This is a genomic window from Actinacidiphila glaucinigra (assembly GCF_900188405.1).
Taxonomy (GTDB): Bacteria; Actinomycetota; Actinomycetes; order Streptomycetales; family Streptomycetaceae; genus Actinacidiphila; species Actinacidiphila glaucinigra.
Window position 1 is genome coordinate 93,208 of the sequence record NZ_FZOF01000014.1, and the last position, 15,890, is coordinate 109,097.

Consider the following 15,890-nt stretch of genomic DNA (forward strand, 5'->3'; position numbering starts at 1 on the left):
TACCCCGTGCGGTGGATCACGCCGGGGTGACCTGCACGGGGAATCCGTTCAGGACCGCGGTGCCCGACAGGGGGTCGAGCAGGGTGCCGTCGAGCAACTGGTTGAGGTTGGCCCCCGGTTCGCGGGCCGCGACCGTCAGCCGGGTGCCCGCGCGGTCGTGGCCCCAGCCGTGCGGCAGGCTCACCACGCCCGGCCGCACCGCCTCCGTGACCTCGACCGGGGCCTCGATCTCGCCGCCGTCGCCCTTGATCCGGGCGGGGGCCGCGTCGACGAGGCCGAGCCGTGTGGCGTCCTCGGGGTGCACCTGGAGGGTGCAGCGGTTGGTCCCGCCGGTGAGCGCGGGCACGTTGTGCATCCAGCTGTTGTTGGAGCGCAGGTGGCGGCGGCCGATGAGGACCAGCCCCTCCCCGGACGGACCGGTGACCGCCGCCAGCAGCCGGGGCACGTCGGCGGTGAGCGGCGCGGGCGCCAGCTCGATCGTGCCGGAGGCGGTGCGCAGCACCTCGGGGACGCGCGGGCGCAGCGGGCCGAGGTCGATGCCGTGGGGGTGGTCGAGGAGGCGGCGCAGGGTGAGGCCGCCGGGGTCGGCGCCGAAGCCGTCGCCGTACGGGCCGAGCCGCAGCATCATGTCGAGCCGCCGCTCGTATCCGGTCTCCCCGGTGAGCGCGGCGGCCAGTTCGGCGGGGTCGCGGCCGTGGACCGCGGAGTGCGGGTCGGCGGTCTCCTTGGCCAGGCGGTGGGCGACGGCCTGCTCGTCGACGAGCGCGGGGTCGGCGTCCGGGCCGAAGCCGCCGAGCAGGAGGGCGAGCCGGGCGAGGATCTCCGGTTCACCGGGCCGGCCGTCCTCCAGGGGGATCGCGGGCGGGCTGTAGCGGGCGTTGTTGCGCACGGAGAAGTTGCCGAACGCGAAGTCGTAGTGGGCGCCGCGGGAGGGCGGGGGCGGCGGCAGGACGACGTCCGCGTGGCGGGTGGTCTCGTTGAGGTAGGGGTCGACGCTGACCATGAAGTCCAGCCCCGCCAGGGCGCGGTCGAGGCGGGCGCCGTCGGGGGCGGACAGCACGGGGTTGCCGGCGATGGTGACCAGGGCGCGGATCCGCCCTTCGCCGGGGGTGTCGATCTCCTCGGCGAGGGCGGCGGCGGGCAGTTCTGAGGCGACCTCGGGGTGGCCGGAGACCCGGCTGTGCCAGCGGCCGGTGGTGAAGCCGCGTCCGGGGCCGGCCGGGCGGGGGGCGCGCGCGGTGGCCGGCAGCGGGAACATGGCGCCGCCGGGCCGGTCGAGGTTGCCGGTGAGGATGTTGAGGACGTCGATCAGCCAGCTGGCGAGGGTGCCGAAGCGCACCGCGGTGCTGCCCAGGCGCCCGTAGACGGCGGCGCTGGGGGCGGCGGCCAGGTCGCGGGCGAGGGTGCGGATCCGCTCGGCGGGGACGTCGCAGTACGGGGCGACGGCCTCGGGGGTGAAGTCGCGGGCCAGCGCCCGGACCTCGTCGACACCGGTGACGTGCCCTTCGAGGTGGCCGAGGCCGGTGAGTCCCTCGTCGAACAGCACATGGACGACGGCGAAGAGCAGCGCGGCGTCGGTGCCGGGGCGCGGGGCGATGTGGAGGTCGGCGAGTTCGGCGGTGCGAGTGCGCTTGGGGTCGATGACGGTGAGTCTGCCGCCCCGGCGGCGCAGCGCCTTGAGCTTGCCGGGGAAGTCGGCGGCGGTGGCGAGGCTGCCGTTGGACACCAGGGGGTTGCCGCCGATGACGACCAGGTGGTCGGTGCGGTCCAGGTCGGGCACGGGGACGGCGAGCGCGTCACCGTAGAGGTGCCCGCACGCCGCCTGCTTGGGCATCTGGTCCAGGGTGCTGGCCGAGAACAGCGCTCGGGTGCCGAGGGCGCGGATGACCATCGGCGGGTAGAGCCCGCCCGCGATGGTGTGCACGTTGGGATTGCCCAGGTAGACGCCGGTCGCCGCGGCGCCGTGGGTCGCGCGGACGCGGGCCGCGCCCTCGGCGACGGCGGCGTACGCCTCGGCCCAGGTCGCCTCGGCGAGCACGCCGTCGCGGCGCACGAGCGGGCGGGTGAGCCGGTCGGGGTCGCCGTCGACCTGGCCGAAGGCGGCGCCCTTGGGGCAGATGAAGCCCGCGCTGAAGACGTCGTCGCGGTCGCCGCGGGCACCGGTGACCCGGTCCGCGTCGATGGTCAGGGTCAGTCCGCACGTGGCCTCGCACAGCGGACAGATACGCAGGGCGGTACGGCTGCTGGCCATCGGGCCTCCCGGGGGCAGGGCGCTTCCTCGTGTGCGGTCACCATACCGACCGGTATGCATGTCGGCATAGCACTCGCGGGGACCTCGCCCGCGGCCTACGGCTCCAGAACGCCCGCGAGGTAGGCGCGGAGCAGCACCTTCGTCTCCGTGATGAGCGCGGCCTCGCCCTGCGGGTCGGCGCGGAAGGCCATCTTGAGCAGCGCGTCGGCGGCCTCCACGCCGACCACGAAGGCGGTCCGCAGCCGCCGGTCGTCCGTCACGGCCACGCCGGCGGCGCCGAGCGGGGCGATGAGCAGGGCGCGGAGCCGGTCGGCGACGAGGTGGTTGGCCAGGTCGTTCACGGCGGGGCCGGGGGCCGGGCCGGCGAAGCTGACGAGGGCGAAGCCCGGCACGGTGCGCCGCATGGCGACGTACTGGTCGACGACGACGTCGATCAGCCTGCGCCAGTCCCCGGCGTCGCCTCGGTCCGCGCCGAGGGCGTCGAGGCGGTCCGTGACCCCGGCGAGGTACTTGTCGAGGTTGCGGCGGGCGAGGGCGTCGGCCATGGCGCGCTTGTTGGAGAAGAAGCGGTAGACCGAGCCGATCGGCACGCCCGCGCGGGCGGCCACCTCGCGCGTGCTCAGCTCCTCGTAGCCGCCCTCGTCGAGGATCGCCGCGGCCGCGTCGAGGATCCGGGCGAAGCGTTCGGCGCTGCGCTGCTGGACGGGTATGCGCCGGAGACCGTTGCCGCTGCTGTGCACAAGGTCCATCATGCCGGTTTTCCACAGGGACCGGCCGATCCCTTGCGGGGTTGATTCCTATGGACAACCATAGGAATCGTGACCAGCACAGAGATCACCAGCACCGACATCCCGGACGGCAAGGACCTCGCCTACCTCTCCGGCTTCGGCAACGAGCACACGAGCGAGGCGGTCCCCGGAGCGGTTCCGGCCGGCCGCAACTCACCGCAGCGCGCCCCGCTGGGCCTGTACGCGGAGCAGCTGAGCGGCACCGCCTTCACCGAGCCGCGGCATCACAACCGCCGCTCGTGGCTGTACCGCATCCGCCCCTCGGCGGCCCACCCGCCGTTCCGCCGGATCGCCAACGGGCGGCTGCGCAGCGCGCCCTTCACGCAGGCCGAGCCCGATCCCAACCGGCTGCGCTGGAGCCCGCTGCCGCTGCCGCAGGAGCCGGCCGACTTCGTGGACGGCCTGGTCACCGTCGGCGGCAACGGTGACGTGCTGCGCCGCGAGGGCATCGGCATCCACTGGTACGCGGCCAACCGCTCAATGGACGAGCGGGTGTTCTCCTCCTCCGACGGCGAGCTGCTGATCGTGCCGGAGCGCGGCCGGCTGCTGCTCCGTACCGAATTCGGCGTCCTGGCCGCCGGGCCGGGCCACGTGGCGCTGGTCCCGCGCGGGGTGCGCTTCCGCGTCGAGCTGCCGGACGGCGAGGCGCGCGGCTACGTCTGCGAGAACTACGGCCAGCCCTTCCGGCTGCCGGACCTCGGCCCGATCGGCGCCAACGGCCTGGCCAACGCGCGGGACTTCATGGCGCCGGTGGCGGCGTACGAGGACCGCGAGGAGCCGGTGGAGGTGGTGAACAAGTTCGGCGGCAACCTGTGGGCCGCCGAGTACGGCCACTCCCCCCTGGACGTCGTCGGCTGGCACGGCAACCTGGTGCCGTACGTGTACGACCTGCGGCGCTTCAATGTGCTGGGCAGCGTGAGCTACGACCACCCGGACCCCTCGATCTACACCGTGCTGACCTCGCCCTCCGACACCCCGGGGCTGGCCAACGCCGACTTCGTGGTCTTCGCGCCGCGCTGGCTGGTCGGCGAGGACACCTTCCGCCCGCCGTACTTCCACCGGAACGTGATGAGCGAGTTCATGGGCCTCGTCGAGGGCGCCTACGACGCCAAGGCGGAGGGCTTCGTCCCCGGCGGGGCCTCGCTGCACAACATGATGTCGGCGCACGGCCCGGACCGGACGACCTTCGACCGGGCGAGCGCGGCCGAACTGGTCCCCCAGAAGGTGGACGACGGGCTGGCCTTCATGTTCGAGACGCGCTGGCCGGTGGTGGCGACCCCGGAAGCGCTGGGGGCCGAGCACCTGCAGCAGGACTACGACGGGGTGTGGCGCGGGCTGGAGCGGCACTTCAGGCCATGACGACGAGCCCGAGCAGCACCTTCGCCCCCGACTCGCTGGTCCTGAACCGCAAGCTCCCCCTGTGGTACCAGGTCTCGCAGTCCCTGCGCGCCTCGATACTCGGCCGGCGTCCGGACGCTCCGCTGCGGCTGCCGACCGAGGACGCGCTGGCGGGGCACTACGGCGTCAGTGTGCTCACGATGCGGCAGGCGCTGAAGGAGCTGGAGGAGGAGGGGCTGATCAGCCGCCACCGGCGGCGGGGCACGTTCATCGAGCCCACCGCACTGCGCGGGGCGCCGGTGCGGCTGCTGGGCTCGGTCGACGCGATCGTCGCCCAGCAGTCCGGGGACCGCACCAGCGTGCTCAGTCACGGCCCGGCGCCCGTGCCGCCGGAGTTCGCCGAGTACTTCCCCGGGCGGGCGGACACCGTCGCCTACCGCCGGCTGCGCTGCGACGAGTCGGGTGAGCCGACCAACTGGGCGGAGAACTTCGTCCTGCCGGAGCTGGCCGCCCGGATCGACCTGGCGGACCTGGCGCGCTGGCCGATGACGAAGGTGCTCCGGGACGCCCTCGGCGTACGGATCAGCCGCATCACCGACACCGTCGAGGCGCGGCTGGCCGACCCGGACACCGCCCGCCTGCTGCAGGTGCCCCTGCTCAGCCCGATCCTGCACTACACGGGGGTGACCTACGACGACACCGGCCGCACGGTGGACGTCGTGCGTATCCACTACCGGGGCGACCGCTTCTCCTTCACCGTGACCATGGAGGCGCCCTGAGGGCCTCAGTAGCATGCTCACAGTGAGCGATGAAGCGCCGACGCTGGCCGACCTGATGCCGTGGTCCGTCCCGCCCCTGCGCCTGGGGCGGAGCTGGGTGATGGCCCCCGAGGCCGCGACACTCGCCGCGCGCTGGGACCGGCTGGTGAAAGCCGGCGGCGCCGAGCGCGAGCGGCTGTTCCACCCCACCCGGGCGCGCACCCCGTACACCGCCGTCGCCCAGTTGCCGGGACACCCGGCGCCCACCACCCGGCTGCAGCGGGAGGACGGCCCGGTCGCGGAGCCGGTGCGGGTGCTGCACGGCCCGTACGACGAGCAGTGGCTCATCCCCGACCAGCGGCTGATCGACGACGCGCGCCCCGAGTTGTGGCGGGTCGCCGACGGGGACCGGCAGCTGTACGCGGTGGAACTGGCGCGCCTGCCGCAGGTCCCGGGGCCGCCGCTGGCCTTCTCCGCGCTGCTCCCCGACGGCCACTCCCCCGCCGGCCGGCCGGGCCGGATCCGGCCGCTGTTCCGCCGCCCCGGCGGCGCGGACCCCAACCTCGCGCCGGGCCTGCTGGACCGCGTCGCCGAGCGGCTGGACACCCCGGTCGCGGCGGAGGACGTGCTCGCCTGGATCGCCGCGCTCGCCACGGGCTCGCCCGCCGAGGTCCCGCTCACCGCCGATCCGGCGCTGTGGGCGGAGGGCGTCGCGCTGGGCCGCCGGATGCTGTGGCTGCACACCCGGGGCGCCCGCTTCGCCGATCCGGCGCAGGACCGCCCCGCCGGGCACCCCCGGCTGCCGGGCGGCCGGCGCCCCTACGTCCGGGCGGCGCTCCCCGACGTGCCGCGGGAGGCGCCGTCGTACGACCCGGAGGACGAGGCGCTGGTGCTGGGCAGCGGGCGGGTGGCACCGGTGCCGGAGGCCGTGTGGGAGTTCCACGCCGCGGGGACGCGGGTGCTGGAGACCTGGTTCGGGCGGCGGATCCCCGACGGGGCGGCGGAGGGCCTCGACGCGATCTCGCCCGCCGCCTGGCCGCGGGCGAGGACGACCGAACTGCTGGAGCTGATCAGTGTGCTGGCCCTGCTGGCGGAGCTGCGGCCGTCACGCCGCGCGCTCGCCGCCCGGGTCGCGGCGGGACCGCGGATCGGCGCCGCCGAGCTGCGCGCCGCGCACATCCTGCCGGTGCCGGCGACGGCGCGCCGTCCGGCCTCCGTGCTGGACCACCACGAGGAGGGGCCGGACGGGCAGTTCGTCCTGCTGTGACCACAAGTCGACATGACAACAGGCCCGGACGGAGTACACCGACGCGCCGCATGAAGCAGCGCGGTGCCGGGACGGTGTACTGCGCCCGAGCCTGTCCGCTGAGGGAACGCCGAGAACGCCTCCGGTCAGCCGCGGCTGCCGAAGAGCGAACGGCGCAGCCGCCGCAGCGGCGCGAACAGCGACACACGCGCCCCGCGGCTGGCGTTCGCGCGCACGTGGTCGCGCGAGGTCAGCTCGCGCATCAACAGCGTGGCCTCCTCCGCCTCCCGCTGCGGCGCGGCAGGGCCGGCCAGCACCGAGAGATGACGGTCGAGACGCGCACTGGACGCGCTGCTCCCGCACGTGACAGCAGGCACTCGCGGCCTGCTCCGCATTGCTATCTGATCCATGACACTCCCCACCCGTTCGAGGGCACCCGGCACCGGGCAGGGTAACCCTATCGTCCTGCGGCGTCACCTATGCATCCGCGTTCCCGGATTCACCTTTCCGTCAAGGGGGTTGACGTCACGAGCCGATCCCCAGTGCGAGCAGGGGAAGTTGGACCACGCCGTCCGAGCTCGGCACCGGGGATCCGCCAGTCGGCTCAACCGTGACGGTGAAGGCGTACGACCACTCGTCCAGCCCGCCGGTCACGATCGGCCCGGCTGTGCCGTCCGCCGACGGATCGGCGCCCAGCACGCCGAGGGAGCGGAAGGACGTCGGGCGCTCGCTCACCAGCCACAACTGGTAGACGCTGCGGCCCTCCAGCCGCGGCAGCCCGTGCACCGTCACCACGGCGCGGCGCATCCGCCGTGACACCACGGCGGTCACCCCCCGTCCGTGGTCGTCGCTGGCGTAGACGGGGCGGGCGTCGGCGGCCGTCAGCACCTCGTTCACCGCTCGCGCGTCCCCGCGCTCGCGGTCCAGTTGCGCGGCGGTACGCAGCAGCAGCGCGCCCAGCACCGCGCAGGCCAGGAGGGCCGCCCCGGCGCCCACGGCGGCCAGGCGCGTCGCGGACGGCCGGCGCCACGCCTCCCGCCACCGGCCCGGCGCCGGGCCGTCAGGGGCGCCCTCGCCCACGGGGTCCTCCGGGCCGTCCCGGTCGTCCGGCGCGCCGTCCGCCGGCAGCGGCACCAGCGGGGGCGGCGGCAGCATCGGAGGCGGCGCCGGCACGGCGGAACCCCCGGCACCGAGCCGCACGGTGTCCCCGGCCAGCCGCCGCACCCGGTCCGCGCACGCGTCGCAGCGCATCAGATGCCGTTCGAATCGGCGCAGTTCCCGCGGCGCGAGGGTGTCGAGCGCGTACGCCGCGGCCAGTTCGTGCACGGAACCTCTCAAGGGTCGCCCCGCTTCCCTTCGCGGTGCGCACACCGTCCGGCCGGGCCCTTATCACGTTACAACCCTGTGACACAAATTCACCCCGGTCCGCCAATCCGCCGTCCGCACGGCCCCGAACAACCCACGCAGGACCTCTTCCAAGGGGGAGGGGCCAGACTCGCGAAGGACCGACGCGATGACCGCACACAGCAGGAACAGGCTCAGGGCCCGCTTCGGGCGATCGCGCACGATCGCCCTGCTGGCCGTGGGCGCAGTGGCCGCGGGGGGACTCGCCGCCGTGGGCGTCACCGGACTGGAGCCGGGGACGGCACAGGCGTCCAGCCACCGGGAGGCACCGCTGATCTCGGGGGAGCCGCAGTACGACACCACGGACGTCTACGCGTTCGTCAGCCCCGACCGCCCGGACACCACCACCCTGGTGGCGAACTGGATCCCGTTCGAGGACCCGGCCGGCGGTCCGAACTTCTACAAGTTCGCCGACGACGCCCAGTACGACATCCACATCGACAGCGACGGCGACGCGCAGGGCGACTACCTCTACCGGTGGACGTTCCAGGACCACGTCCGCAACAAGAAGACGTTCCTGTACAACACCGGCCCGGTCACCAGCCTCGACGACCCGGACCTGAACTTCCGCCAGACCTACGACATCGACCTGTTCCGGCTGCACGACCAGCAGGTCACCGGCCGCTACAAGGTCGCGAACGACGTACCGGTCGCACCGTCGAACGTCGGCAAGGCCTCGATGCCGGACTACAACGTGCTGCGCCAGCAGGCCGTCAAGCACCTCGGCCGCGGCACCACGGTCTTCGCCGGCCAGGCCGACGACCCGTTCTTCCTGGACCTGCGGGTCTTCGACCTGCTCTACGGGGGCAACCTCTCCGAGGTCGGCGACGACACCCTCAAGGGCTACAACGTCAACACCATAGCCCTGCAGGTCCCGACGGCCTCGATCCGCCAGTCGGCGAAGCAGCCGGTGGTCGGCATCTGGTCCACCACGCAGCGGCGGACCGCGAACGGCGACTGGGCGCAGGTCTCCCGCCTCGGCATGCCGCTGGTGAACGAGGTGGTCAACCCGCTCAAGGACAAGGACCGGTTCAACGCGTCCTCGCCCTGGAACGACGGCCAGTTCCTCAAGAACGTGACGCACCCCGAACTGCCCAAGCTCATCGAGGGCATCTACAAGATCAAGGCCCCGGCCACCCCGCGCAACGACCTCGTCCAGGTGTTCCTGACGGGCGTGCCCAAGCTCAACCAGCCGCCGCACGTCCGCCCGTCGGAGATGCTGCGGCTCAACACGGCCGTGCCGCCGGCCGCCAAGCCGAAGCGGCTCGGCGTCCTGGACGGCGACACCGCGGGCTTCCCCAACGGCCGCAGGCTGGGCGACGACGTCGTCGACATCGCGCTGCAGGTGGTGGAGGGCGAACTGGTCGGGTCGAAGAACGACCTGGGCGACGCGGTCGACGCCAACGACCAGACGTTCGGCGCCAGTTTCCCGTACGTGGCCCTGCCCGCGTCCGGCTCGGACGGCCCGCTGGCCAAGCAGGCCACCGAATCGGCGCAGACCGACGGGGTCACGCAGCTCAACGCGGGCGGCCTGCTCCCCGGGGGCGGTGACGACAACACCGTGCTGATCGCCTCCGCGGCCTCCGGCGGCGCGGGCGTGCTGCTCATCGGTGCGGCGCTGCTGTGGTGGCGGATGCGCCGCCGCCCCGCCGGCCGCGGGGCGCACGGCCGGGCCTGAGGCCCCGGCCACCGGCCCACCGGCCCACCGGCCCACCGCAGGAAGCACACCGCACGGCACCCGGCCGGGGCGCACCGCGAGCGCCCCGGCCGGGCTCCACCCCATCATCCCGAAAGGCAGCAGCCATGGACGTACCGGCCCCGGGCCGACTGCGCGCCGTCGCCCTGTACGCGGCGCTGGTGCTGGGCCTCGCGCTGGCGCTCACCGCGGGCGCGCTGATCCTCGGCGGGCCCTCCGCACCGCGGGACACCGCGCGGGCCGCGGCGCCCGCCGCCGACGCCCCCCTGGACCGCCTCGCAGAGGGCGACCTCGCGGGCGGCATCGCGGCCCTGCAGACGCATCTGCGGGCCCAGCCCAAGGACGCCGCGGGGTGGGCCGCGCTCGGCGCCGCCTACGTCGAGCAGGCCAGGACCAGCGGCGACCCGACCCGCTACCCGCAGGCGCAGGCGGCGTTCAGCCGCTCGCTGCGGATCTCCCCGCGCGGCAACGACGCCGCTCTCGCCGGGCGTGCCGCGCTCGCCGCCGCCCGCCACGACTTCCGCACCGCCCTCACCGAGGCCGACCGGGCGCTGAAGGTGAACCCGTACGGAGAGCGCGCCCTGGCCGTCCGCGTCGACGCCCTGGTCGAACTCGGCCGCTACGACGAGGCGCTGCGCGCCGCCGAGCACGCCGACGCGGTACGCCCCGGCATCCCGGTCTTCACCCGCCTCGCCTACGTCCACGAACTGCGCGGCGACCCGGCCCGCGCCCGCCGCGTCCTGACCCGCGCCCTGGACTCCGCCGCGACCCCGGGCGACACCGCCTACGTCGCCACGGCGCTGGGCCAGCTCGCCTGGAGCCAGGGCCGGTACCCGGCCGCGCTGCGGCACTTCGCCACCGCGCTGCGGGCCGTCCCCGGCTACCTGCCGGCGGTCGAGGGCCGCGGCCGTACGTACGCGGCGCGCGGCGACCGGGAGAAGGCCCTGCGCGACCTGGGCCGGGTCGTCGACCGCTACCCGCTGCCCGCGCAACTCGCGGAGCTGGGGGAGTTGTACGAGGCCGCGGGGCAGAAGGAGCGGGCGGAGCAGCAGTACACGGTGGTCGGCACCTGGATCGCCCTCGCCAGGGCGAACGGCGTCGCCACCGACCTGGACGCGGCGCTGGTCGCTGCCGACCACGGGGACGCGGCGGAGGCGCTGCGCGCGGCACGGGCCGAATGGTCGCGCCGTCAGACCGTCCACACCGCCGACGCGCTCGCCTGGGCCCTGCACGTCAACGGCCGCGACCGCGAGGCCCTGCCCTACGCCGAGCGCTCCTCGGCCCCGGGCTACCGCAACGCGGCCTTCCTCTACCACCGCGGGGTCATCGAGGCGGCCCTCGGGAAGCGCGAGGCGGCCAGGACGTCGCTGGCCGCGGCGCTCCGCCTCAACCCCGGCTTCTCCCCCACCGCAGCCCCCGCCGCCCGCCGTGCGCTGGCCCGCATCGAAGGAGACCCGTCATGATCCTGCGCAGGACGGCCGCCGCGGCGGCCGCGGCAGCGGCGGGAGCGGCCCTCGCGCTGCTGCCCGCGGGGCAGGCGCAGGCGCATCCGCTGGGCAACTTCACCGTCAACCGCTACGACGGCCTGGTCGCCGCCCCCGGCGTGCTGCGGATCGACCACGTCGAGGACCTCGCCGAGATCCCCGCGGCGCAGGCCGTGCCCGCGATCGACCGGGACGGCGACCGGACGCCGGACCGCGCCGAGTTGGCGGACTGGGCGGAGGCCCGCTGCGACGCCGCCGCCAGGGGCGCGCGGGCGACCGTCGGCGGGCGCCGCGAACCGGTCGCGGTCCGCCGGGCCACGGCGGCCGTACGGCCGGGGCAGGCGGGGCTGACGACGCTGCGCGTCGAGTGCCGGATGACGGCGCGGCTGCCGTCCGGGGAGCCGGTGTCCCTGGAGTACCGTCCGGCGGACGTCGCCACCGGGCCGGGCTGGCGGGAGATCACCGCGCGCGGCGACCGCGTGACCCTCCACGACGCCGATGTGCCTGGGGAGTCGGTGTCGCGGCGGCTCACCGCGTACCCGAAGGACCTGCTGTCCTCGCCCGCCGACGAACGGGCGGCCGGCTTCCGGCTGACCCCGGGCGGCCCCGCGCTGGCGGCGGAGGGGGACTCCCCCGCCACCGCCGGTGTGCTGCCGCGCGGCGCGGACCGCTGGACGCGGGCCCTCACGGACCTGGTGTCGCGGCACGCGCTCACCCCGGGCTTCGCCGCCCTGGCGCTGCTGACGGCGCTGGCGCTGGGCGCGATGCACGCGCTCGCGCCCGGGCACGGCAAGACGCTGATGGCCGCAGCGGCCGCGGCGGGCGGGCGGCGGTCGCGCCGGGACATGGTCGCGCTGGGCGCGTCGGTGACGGTCACCCACACGCTGGGGGTGTTCGCACTCGGCCTGCTGGTGACGACCGGCTCGGCCGCGGCGCCCTCGGTCATCGGCTGGCTGGGTGTCGCGAGCGGCGTACTCGTCGCCGGCGCCGGGGCGGCGCTGCTCCGCCGCGCGTGGCGGCTGCGGGGGCACCACCACGGGCACGGGCACGGCCACGACCACCACCACGACCACGGGCACGGGCACGGCCCCCACCAGCACGGACACCCGCACCAACACCCCGCTCCCTCCCCCGGGACGGCGGCACAGGCCGCGCCCGCCGCCGTCCTCACCGCCGAACGCCCCGCGCCGCGGCCCCCCGTCCACACGCACCCGCACCCGCACACCCACACCCACGAGCCGCGGCCCACCCTGCGGGGCACGATCCTGCTGGGCTTCGCGGGCGGGCTCGTCCCCAGTCCCTCCGCGGTCGTCGTCCTGGTGGGCGCGGCGGCGCTGGGCCAGGCCTGGTTCGGCTTCCTGCTGGTCCTCGCGTACGGCGCGGGGCTGGCGATCACGCTCACGGCCGCCGGTTTCGCCGTCGTCCGCCTCGGGCGGCTGGCCGGGAAGGCGTCGGCGATGCGGGTCCGCGGCGGGCTGTTCACGGCGGCACGCCGGCTCGCGCCCCTGGCCACCGCGTCCGTGGTGCTGGTGCTGGGCTGCGGCCTGGTGCTCAGGGCGGCGCTGGCGATGGCCGGTTGAGGGAGCTTTCCGTCGAAAGGGTCCGTTCGGGAGGAAGTTCGGTCATGCTGGGCTGCGGGCGGCACGAAGGGGGGACACGCCGATGACACGGCTCGTGGCGGGGCGCTACCGGCTGATCAGCGAGCTGGGCCGGGGCGGCATGGGAGTGGTGTGGCTGGCCCGGGACGAACTGCTGGGCCGCGAGGTGGCCGTCAAGGAGGTCAAGGCCCCGCCGGGCCTGGAGGACCGGGAGGTCGAGCGCCTGTACGCCCGGCTGCAGCAGGAGGGGATCGCGGCCGCGCGGGTCGAGCACCCCAACGTCATCAAGGTGTACGACGTCGCCATGGCCGAGGGCAGCCCGTGGATCGTCATGGAGCTCGTGCGGGGCGTGACGCTCGACGACGTCCTCGACGCGGAGGGCCCCGTGGACCCGCGCCGCGCCGCGGGGATCGGCGGCAAAGTGCTGGAGGCGCTGCGCGCCGGCCATGCCGCCGGGGTGCTGCACCGCGACGTGAAGCCGGGCAACGTACTGATCGGCAACGACGGCCGGGTCGTGCTCACCGACTTCGGCATCGCCATGATCGAGGGCTCCTCGGCGATCACCCGCACCGGCGAACTGGTCGGCTCACCCGAGTACCTGGCCCCCGAGCGGGCGCTGGGCCGCCGCCCCGGACCGGAGTCGGACCTGTGGTCGCTCGGGGTGCTGCTGTACGTGGCGGTGGAGGGCGGTTCGCCGTTCCGCCGCGAGACGGCGCTGAGCACGATGCGCGCGGTGGTGGACGAGGAACTGCCCGCGCCGCGCCGGGCGGGACCCCTCGCACCGGTGATCACGGGGCTGCTGCAGAAGGACCCGGCGGCCCGGCCCACGGGCGAGGAGGTGCAGCGGCGGCTGGACGCCCTCGCCGCCGGGCGCACCCCGCCCGGGGCCGGAACGGCGTACGCCACCACCCAGGCCGCCGTACCGCTGCCGCCGGGGCCGGGCGGCACACCGTTCCGGTCGACACCGGTCTCCTCGACACCGATCGGGCCGACGGCCCCCGTGGGCGCCGGATACGGCGCCGCGCCCGCGGACGGTCCCCGGGCCCGGCCGCGCCGCGCGGCGGTGGCGATGGCGGCGGGCGTGCTCGCCCTCGCCCTGGGCATCGGGGGCGTGGCCTACGCCCTCCTCGACGAGGACCCGGCCGGCGGTTCCGGCCGCGGCACCACCGCAGGCAACACCCCTGACGGCGGCCGCACCCCGTCCGCCACCGGCTCGCAGGACGACGACGGCGACGCGGACGCCAGCGGTTACGAGGCGACGGCCGGGGGCGGTTCGGGTTCCCCGCACACCTCTGCGCCGCCCTCCACGCCGGCGCAGGTGAACGTCCACGTCACGGTGTCGGCCGTGCGCGACACCTACACCGGGAGCTGTCCGCCGCCCGCGGCGCAGGCGCCGTCCTTCTCCGCGGTCGTCACGGTCGACCGCACTCCGGTGACGGTCTCCTATCGCTGGACGTCGAGCGCCGGTGGTTCCGACCACGCCTGGCAGACCCTCGACTTCCCCGCGGGGGGCCCGAAGAGCCGCACGGTCCCGTACACGGAGCCGTCCTACGAGCCGGACGGCACGATCGAGGGCTGGGTCGCGTTCGCCGTGCGCAGCCCGGTGCGGGCGGAGTCCGTACACGTCCCGTTCACGGTCACCTGCCGGGCGCCGAGCCCGTCGCCGAGCGCCTCGGACGGGACGGCTCCGTCCCCCTGAGGACGCCCCGGCACGGGCGAGGGGTGCCGGGCGCCGGCCCGGCACCCCTCGTCTCACGTCGTGCGGGTGCTCCGTACCGTCGTCGTGCCGCGGGTCACGCGGCGGAGGTGAACACCGGCAGGTAGCCGCCGGACTGGCCGGAGGCGGTGGGGTGGTACGACTCGTAGACGGGGAGGGTGAGGCTGTGCAGCCACGCCGAGCCCGAGCAGAGCTCGTGCCCGGTGAAGGTGCCCCGGACGTCGGCGAAGGCGAAGCCGTGGTCGGCGGCGCGCTTGGCGGTGACGGTGTCGAGGAGGTCGGCCGCGTCGTTGATGGCCCTGCGCTTGGTCTCGCTGAGGCCGATGCAGGTGGTGCCCAGCTTGTAGAAGCGCGGGTAGCCGAGGACGACGACACGGGCCGAGGGCGATCGGGAGCTGATGGCGTTGTAGACGGAGTCGAGCCGTGCGGGCAGCTGGTTGTCGGCGAAGTCCCTGGCCTGGTTGATACGGCTGAGGCAGGTGCTGTCGGAGCTGAGGACGCAGGTGGTCATCACGTCGGCGAAGCCGGCGTCGTTGCCGCCGATGCTGATGCTGACCAGGGTCGTCGAGGAGTTGAGGGGACCGAGCTGGTTGTTGAGCACGTCGGTCGTGGTCGCTCCGGAACACGCGGTGAAAGAGAACCCGGACGGGCTATGCGCGTTCGCCCACAACCGGGGGAACGCCTTGCTGCTGCGGTAGCAGCTGCCGCTCGCGCTGTCGTAGCTGCCGGCCCCGACTCCGGCGGAGTACGAGTCGCCGAGGGCCGCGTAGACGGGGCCGGCGGCGTGGGCGGAGCCGGCACCGAACAGGGCGAGTGCGGTGGTAAGGAGAAGTGCGGATGCGGCTGACACGAAACGGGACAGTCTCATGGAACCTCCCTTAGCAGGATCTCTGCCGCATCTTTCGTACCGCGCAGTAACACGTTCGGGAAGTGTCCATGCCAAGATTTCTTGACATGGACATTCCTGTCAGTCGAGCGATCGCCGCCGCACGCGCCGAATGTGACGCCGCCTCGGCCCAGGGGCTGCCGTTCGAACACAGCGCCCCCGCCGGGCGAACAGTTCGACGGAAATCGCCCACATCATGAGGGCCCGTCACCCCTTCGTGGGCGGCGGCTGCTTCTGTTCGCCCCTTCCTTGACGCACGCGCCCGAATTGAGCGACATTGAACTACTGCATCCGGCGTTTTGGGGGGCAAAGTCGCCAATGCAACCAACGCGTAGAGACAACGCATCCGGTCACCCGATCGGCAACGAATCACTTCCCTTGCTGGCGGGCGCCGCCGTGGGAGTCGGCGGGGTCGGGGCGGTGCTCGCGCTGGCGGACATCGCCTCGCCCGTCAGGGCACCTTTCACCTTCTTCTTCCTGCTGGCCGCCCCGGCGGCAGCGCTCGCCGGGGCTCTGCGCTCCCTCGACCCGCTGAGCCGGGCGGTGGTGGCGGCCGGCGGCACGATCGTGATCGACCTGCTGGTGGCGCAGGGCCTGCTGGCCCTGCACATGTGGTCGGTCCGCGGGGGTGTCGCGGTGATCGCGGCGCTGAGCGCCGCACTGTTCCTGCTGCCGCTGCTGCGGCACTCCCTTGCCCGGGCCGAGAGAAGGCGGACTCCGTAAA

Annotated in this window: 13 protein-coding genes; 8 read left to right on the plus strand and 5 right to left on the minus strand. The window is 74.6% G+C overall.

Going from position 1 to position 15,890, the window contains the following annotated elements:
- Positions 1-16 precede the first annotated feature (16 nt).
- Both CHF15_RS25465 and CHF15_RS25470 read right to left on the minus strand, forming a co-directional pair.
- On the minus strand, positions 17-2,251 hold the full coding sequence (locus CHF15_RS25465; RefSeq protein ID WP_089226209.1) for a molybdopterin oxidoreductase family protein: 2,235 nt from the start codon (positions 2,249-2,251) through the stop codon (positions 17-19).
- A 95-nt stretch (positions 2,252-2,346) separates the two neighbouring features.
- A complete protein-coding gene (locus tag CHF15_RS25470) occupies positions 2,347-3,003 on the minus strand; it encodes a TetR/AcrR family transcriptional regulator (RefSeq protein ID WP_179279959.1) in 657 nt (218 codons plus the stop codon).
- Between the two features lie 66 nt (positions 3,004-3,069).
- Here CHF15_RS25470 and hmgA point away from each other — a divergent pair, with 66 nt between their 5' ends.
- The 3 genes from hmgA to CHF15_RS25485 are packed head-to-tail and all read left to right on the plus strand — an operon-like array spanning position 3,070 to position 6,402.
- Positions 3,070-4,398, plus strand: a complete 1,329-nt coding sequence (gene hmgA / locus CHF15_RS25475; protein WP_245939038.1) for a homogentisate 1,2-dioxygenase — start codon at positions 3,070-3,072, stop codon at positions 4,396-4,398.
- A complete protein-coding gene (locus CHF15_RS25480) occupies positions 4,395-5,156 on the plus strand; it encodes a GntR family transcriptional regulator (protein ID WP_089226210.1) in 762 nt (253 codons plus the stop codon). The genes hmgA and CHF15_RS25480 overlap by 4 nt, the downstream gene beginning before the upstream one ends.
- 13 nt (positions 5,157-5,169) lie before the next feature.
- Entirely contained in the window at positions 5,170-6,402 is a 1,233-nt protein-coding gene (locus CHF15_RS25485; protein ID WP_089226211.1) for a type ISP restriction/modification enzyme, read from the plus strand.
- A gap of 125 nt (positions 6,403-6,527) precedes the next feature.
- On the opposite strand, the gene CHF15_RS25490 is transcribed toward CHF15_RS25485, so the two are convergent.
- A complete protein-coding gene (locus CHF15_RS25490) occupies positions 6,528-6,791 on the minus strand; it encodes a hypothetical protein (protein ID WP_026250983.1) in 264 nt (87 codons plus the stop codon).
- Positions 6,792-6,906: 115 nt separating this feature from the next.
- Positions 6,907-7,719, minus strand: a complete 813-nt coding sequence (locus tag CHF15_RS25495; protein WP_179279960.1) for an anti-sigma factor — start codon at positions 7,717-7,719, stop codon at positions 6,907-6,909.
- A 175-nt stretch (positions 7,720-7,894) separates the two neighbouring features.
- Here CHF15_RS25495 and CHF15_RS25500 point away from each other — a divergent pair, with 175 nt between their 5' ends.
- The 4 genes from CHF15_RS25500 (at position 7,895) to CHF15_RS25515 (ending at position 14,262) form a co-directional block, all read left to right on the plus strand.
- A complete protein-coding gene (locus tag CHF15_RS25500) occupies positions 7,895-9,463 on the plus strand; it encodes a DUF4331 family protein (RefSeq protein ID WP_089226213.1) in 1,569 nt (522 codons plus the stop codon).
- Positions 9,464-9,588: 125 nt separating this feature from the next.
- Positions 9,589-10,944 carry a tetratricopeptide repeat protein gene (locus CHF15_RS25505; protein ID WP_089226214.1) on the plus strand — a complete coding sequence of 452 codons (1,356 nt, stop codon included), beginning with the start codon at positions 9,589-9,591 and terminating at the stop codon, positions 10,942-10,944.
- Positions 10,941-12,545, plus strand: a complete 1,605-nt coding sequence (locus CHF15_RS25510; protein WP_089226215.1) for a nickel transporter — start codon at positions 10,941-10,943, stop codon at positions 12,543-12,545. Before CHF15_RS25505 ends, CHF15_RS25510 begins: the two co-directional genes overlap by 4 nt.
- 82 nt (positions 12,546-12,627) lie before the next feature.
- Entirely contained in the window at positions 12,628-14,262 is a 1,635-nt protein-coding gene (locus CHF15_RS25515; RefSeq protein WP_089226216.1) for a serine/threonine-protein kinase, read from the plus strand.
- A 94-nt stretch (positions 14,263-14,356) separates the two neighbouring features.
- Here CHF15_RS25515 and CHF15_RS25520 read toward each other — a convergent pair whose 3' ends face one another.
- On the minus strand, positions 14,357-15,148 hold the full coding sequence (locus CHF15_RS25520; RefSeq protein ID WP_089226217.1) for an SGNH/GDSL hydrolase family protein: 792 nt from the start codon (positions 15,146-15,148) through the stop codon (positions 14,357-14,359).
- Between the two features lie 396 nt (positions 15,149-15,544).
- On the opposite strand from CHF15_RS25520, the gene CHF15_RS25525 reads away from it, so the two are divergent.
- The gene (locus CHF15_RS25525; protein WP_245939039.1) at positions 15,545-15,889 is read left to right on the plus strand and encodes a hypothetical protein; all 345 of its coding nucleotides are present in this window, start codon (positions 15,545-15,547) and stop codon (positions 15,887-15,889) included.
- Position 15,890 lies beyond the last annotated feature (1 nt).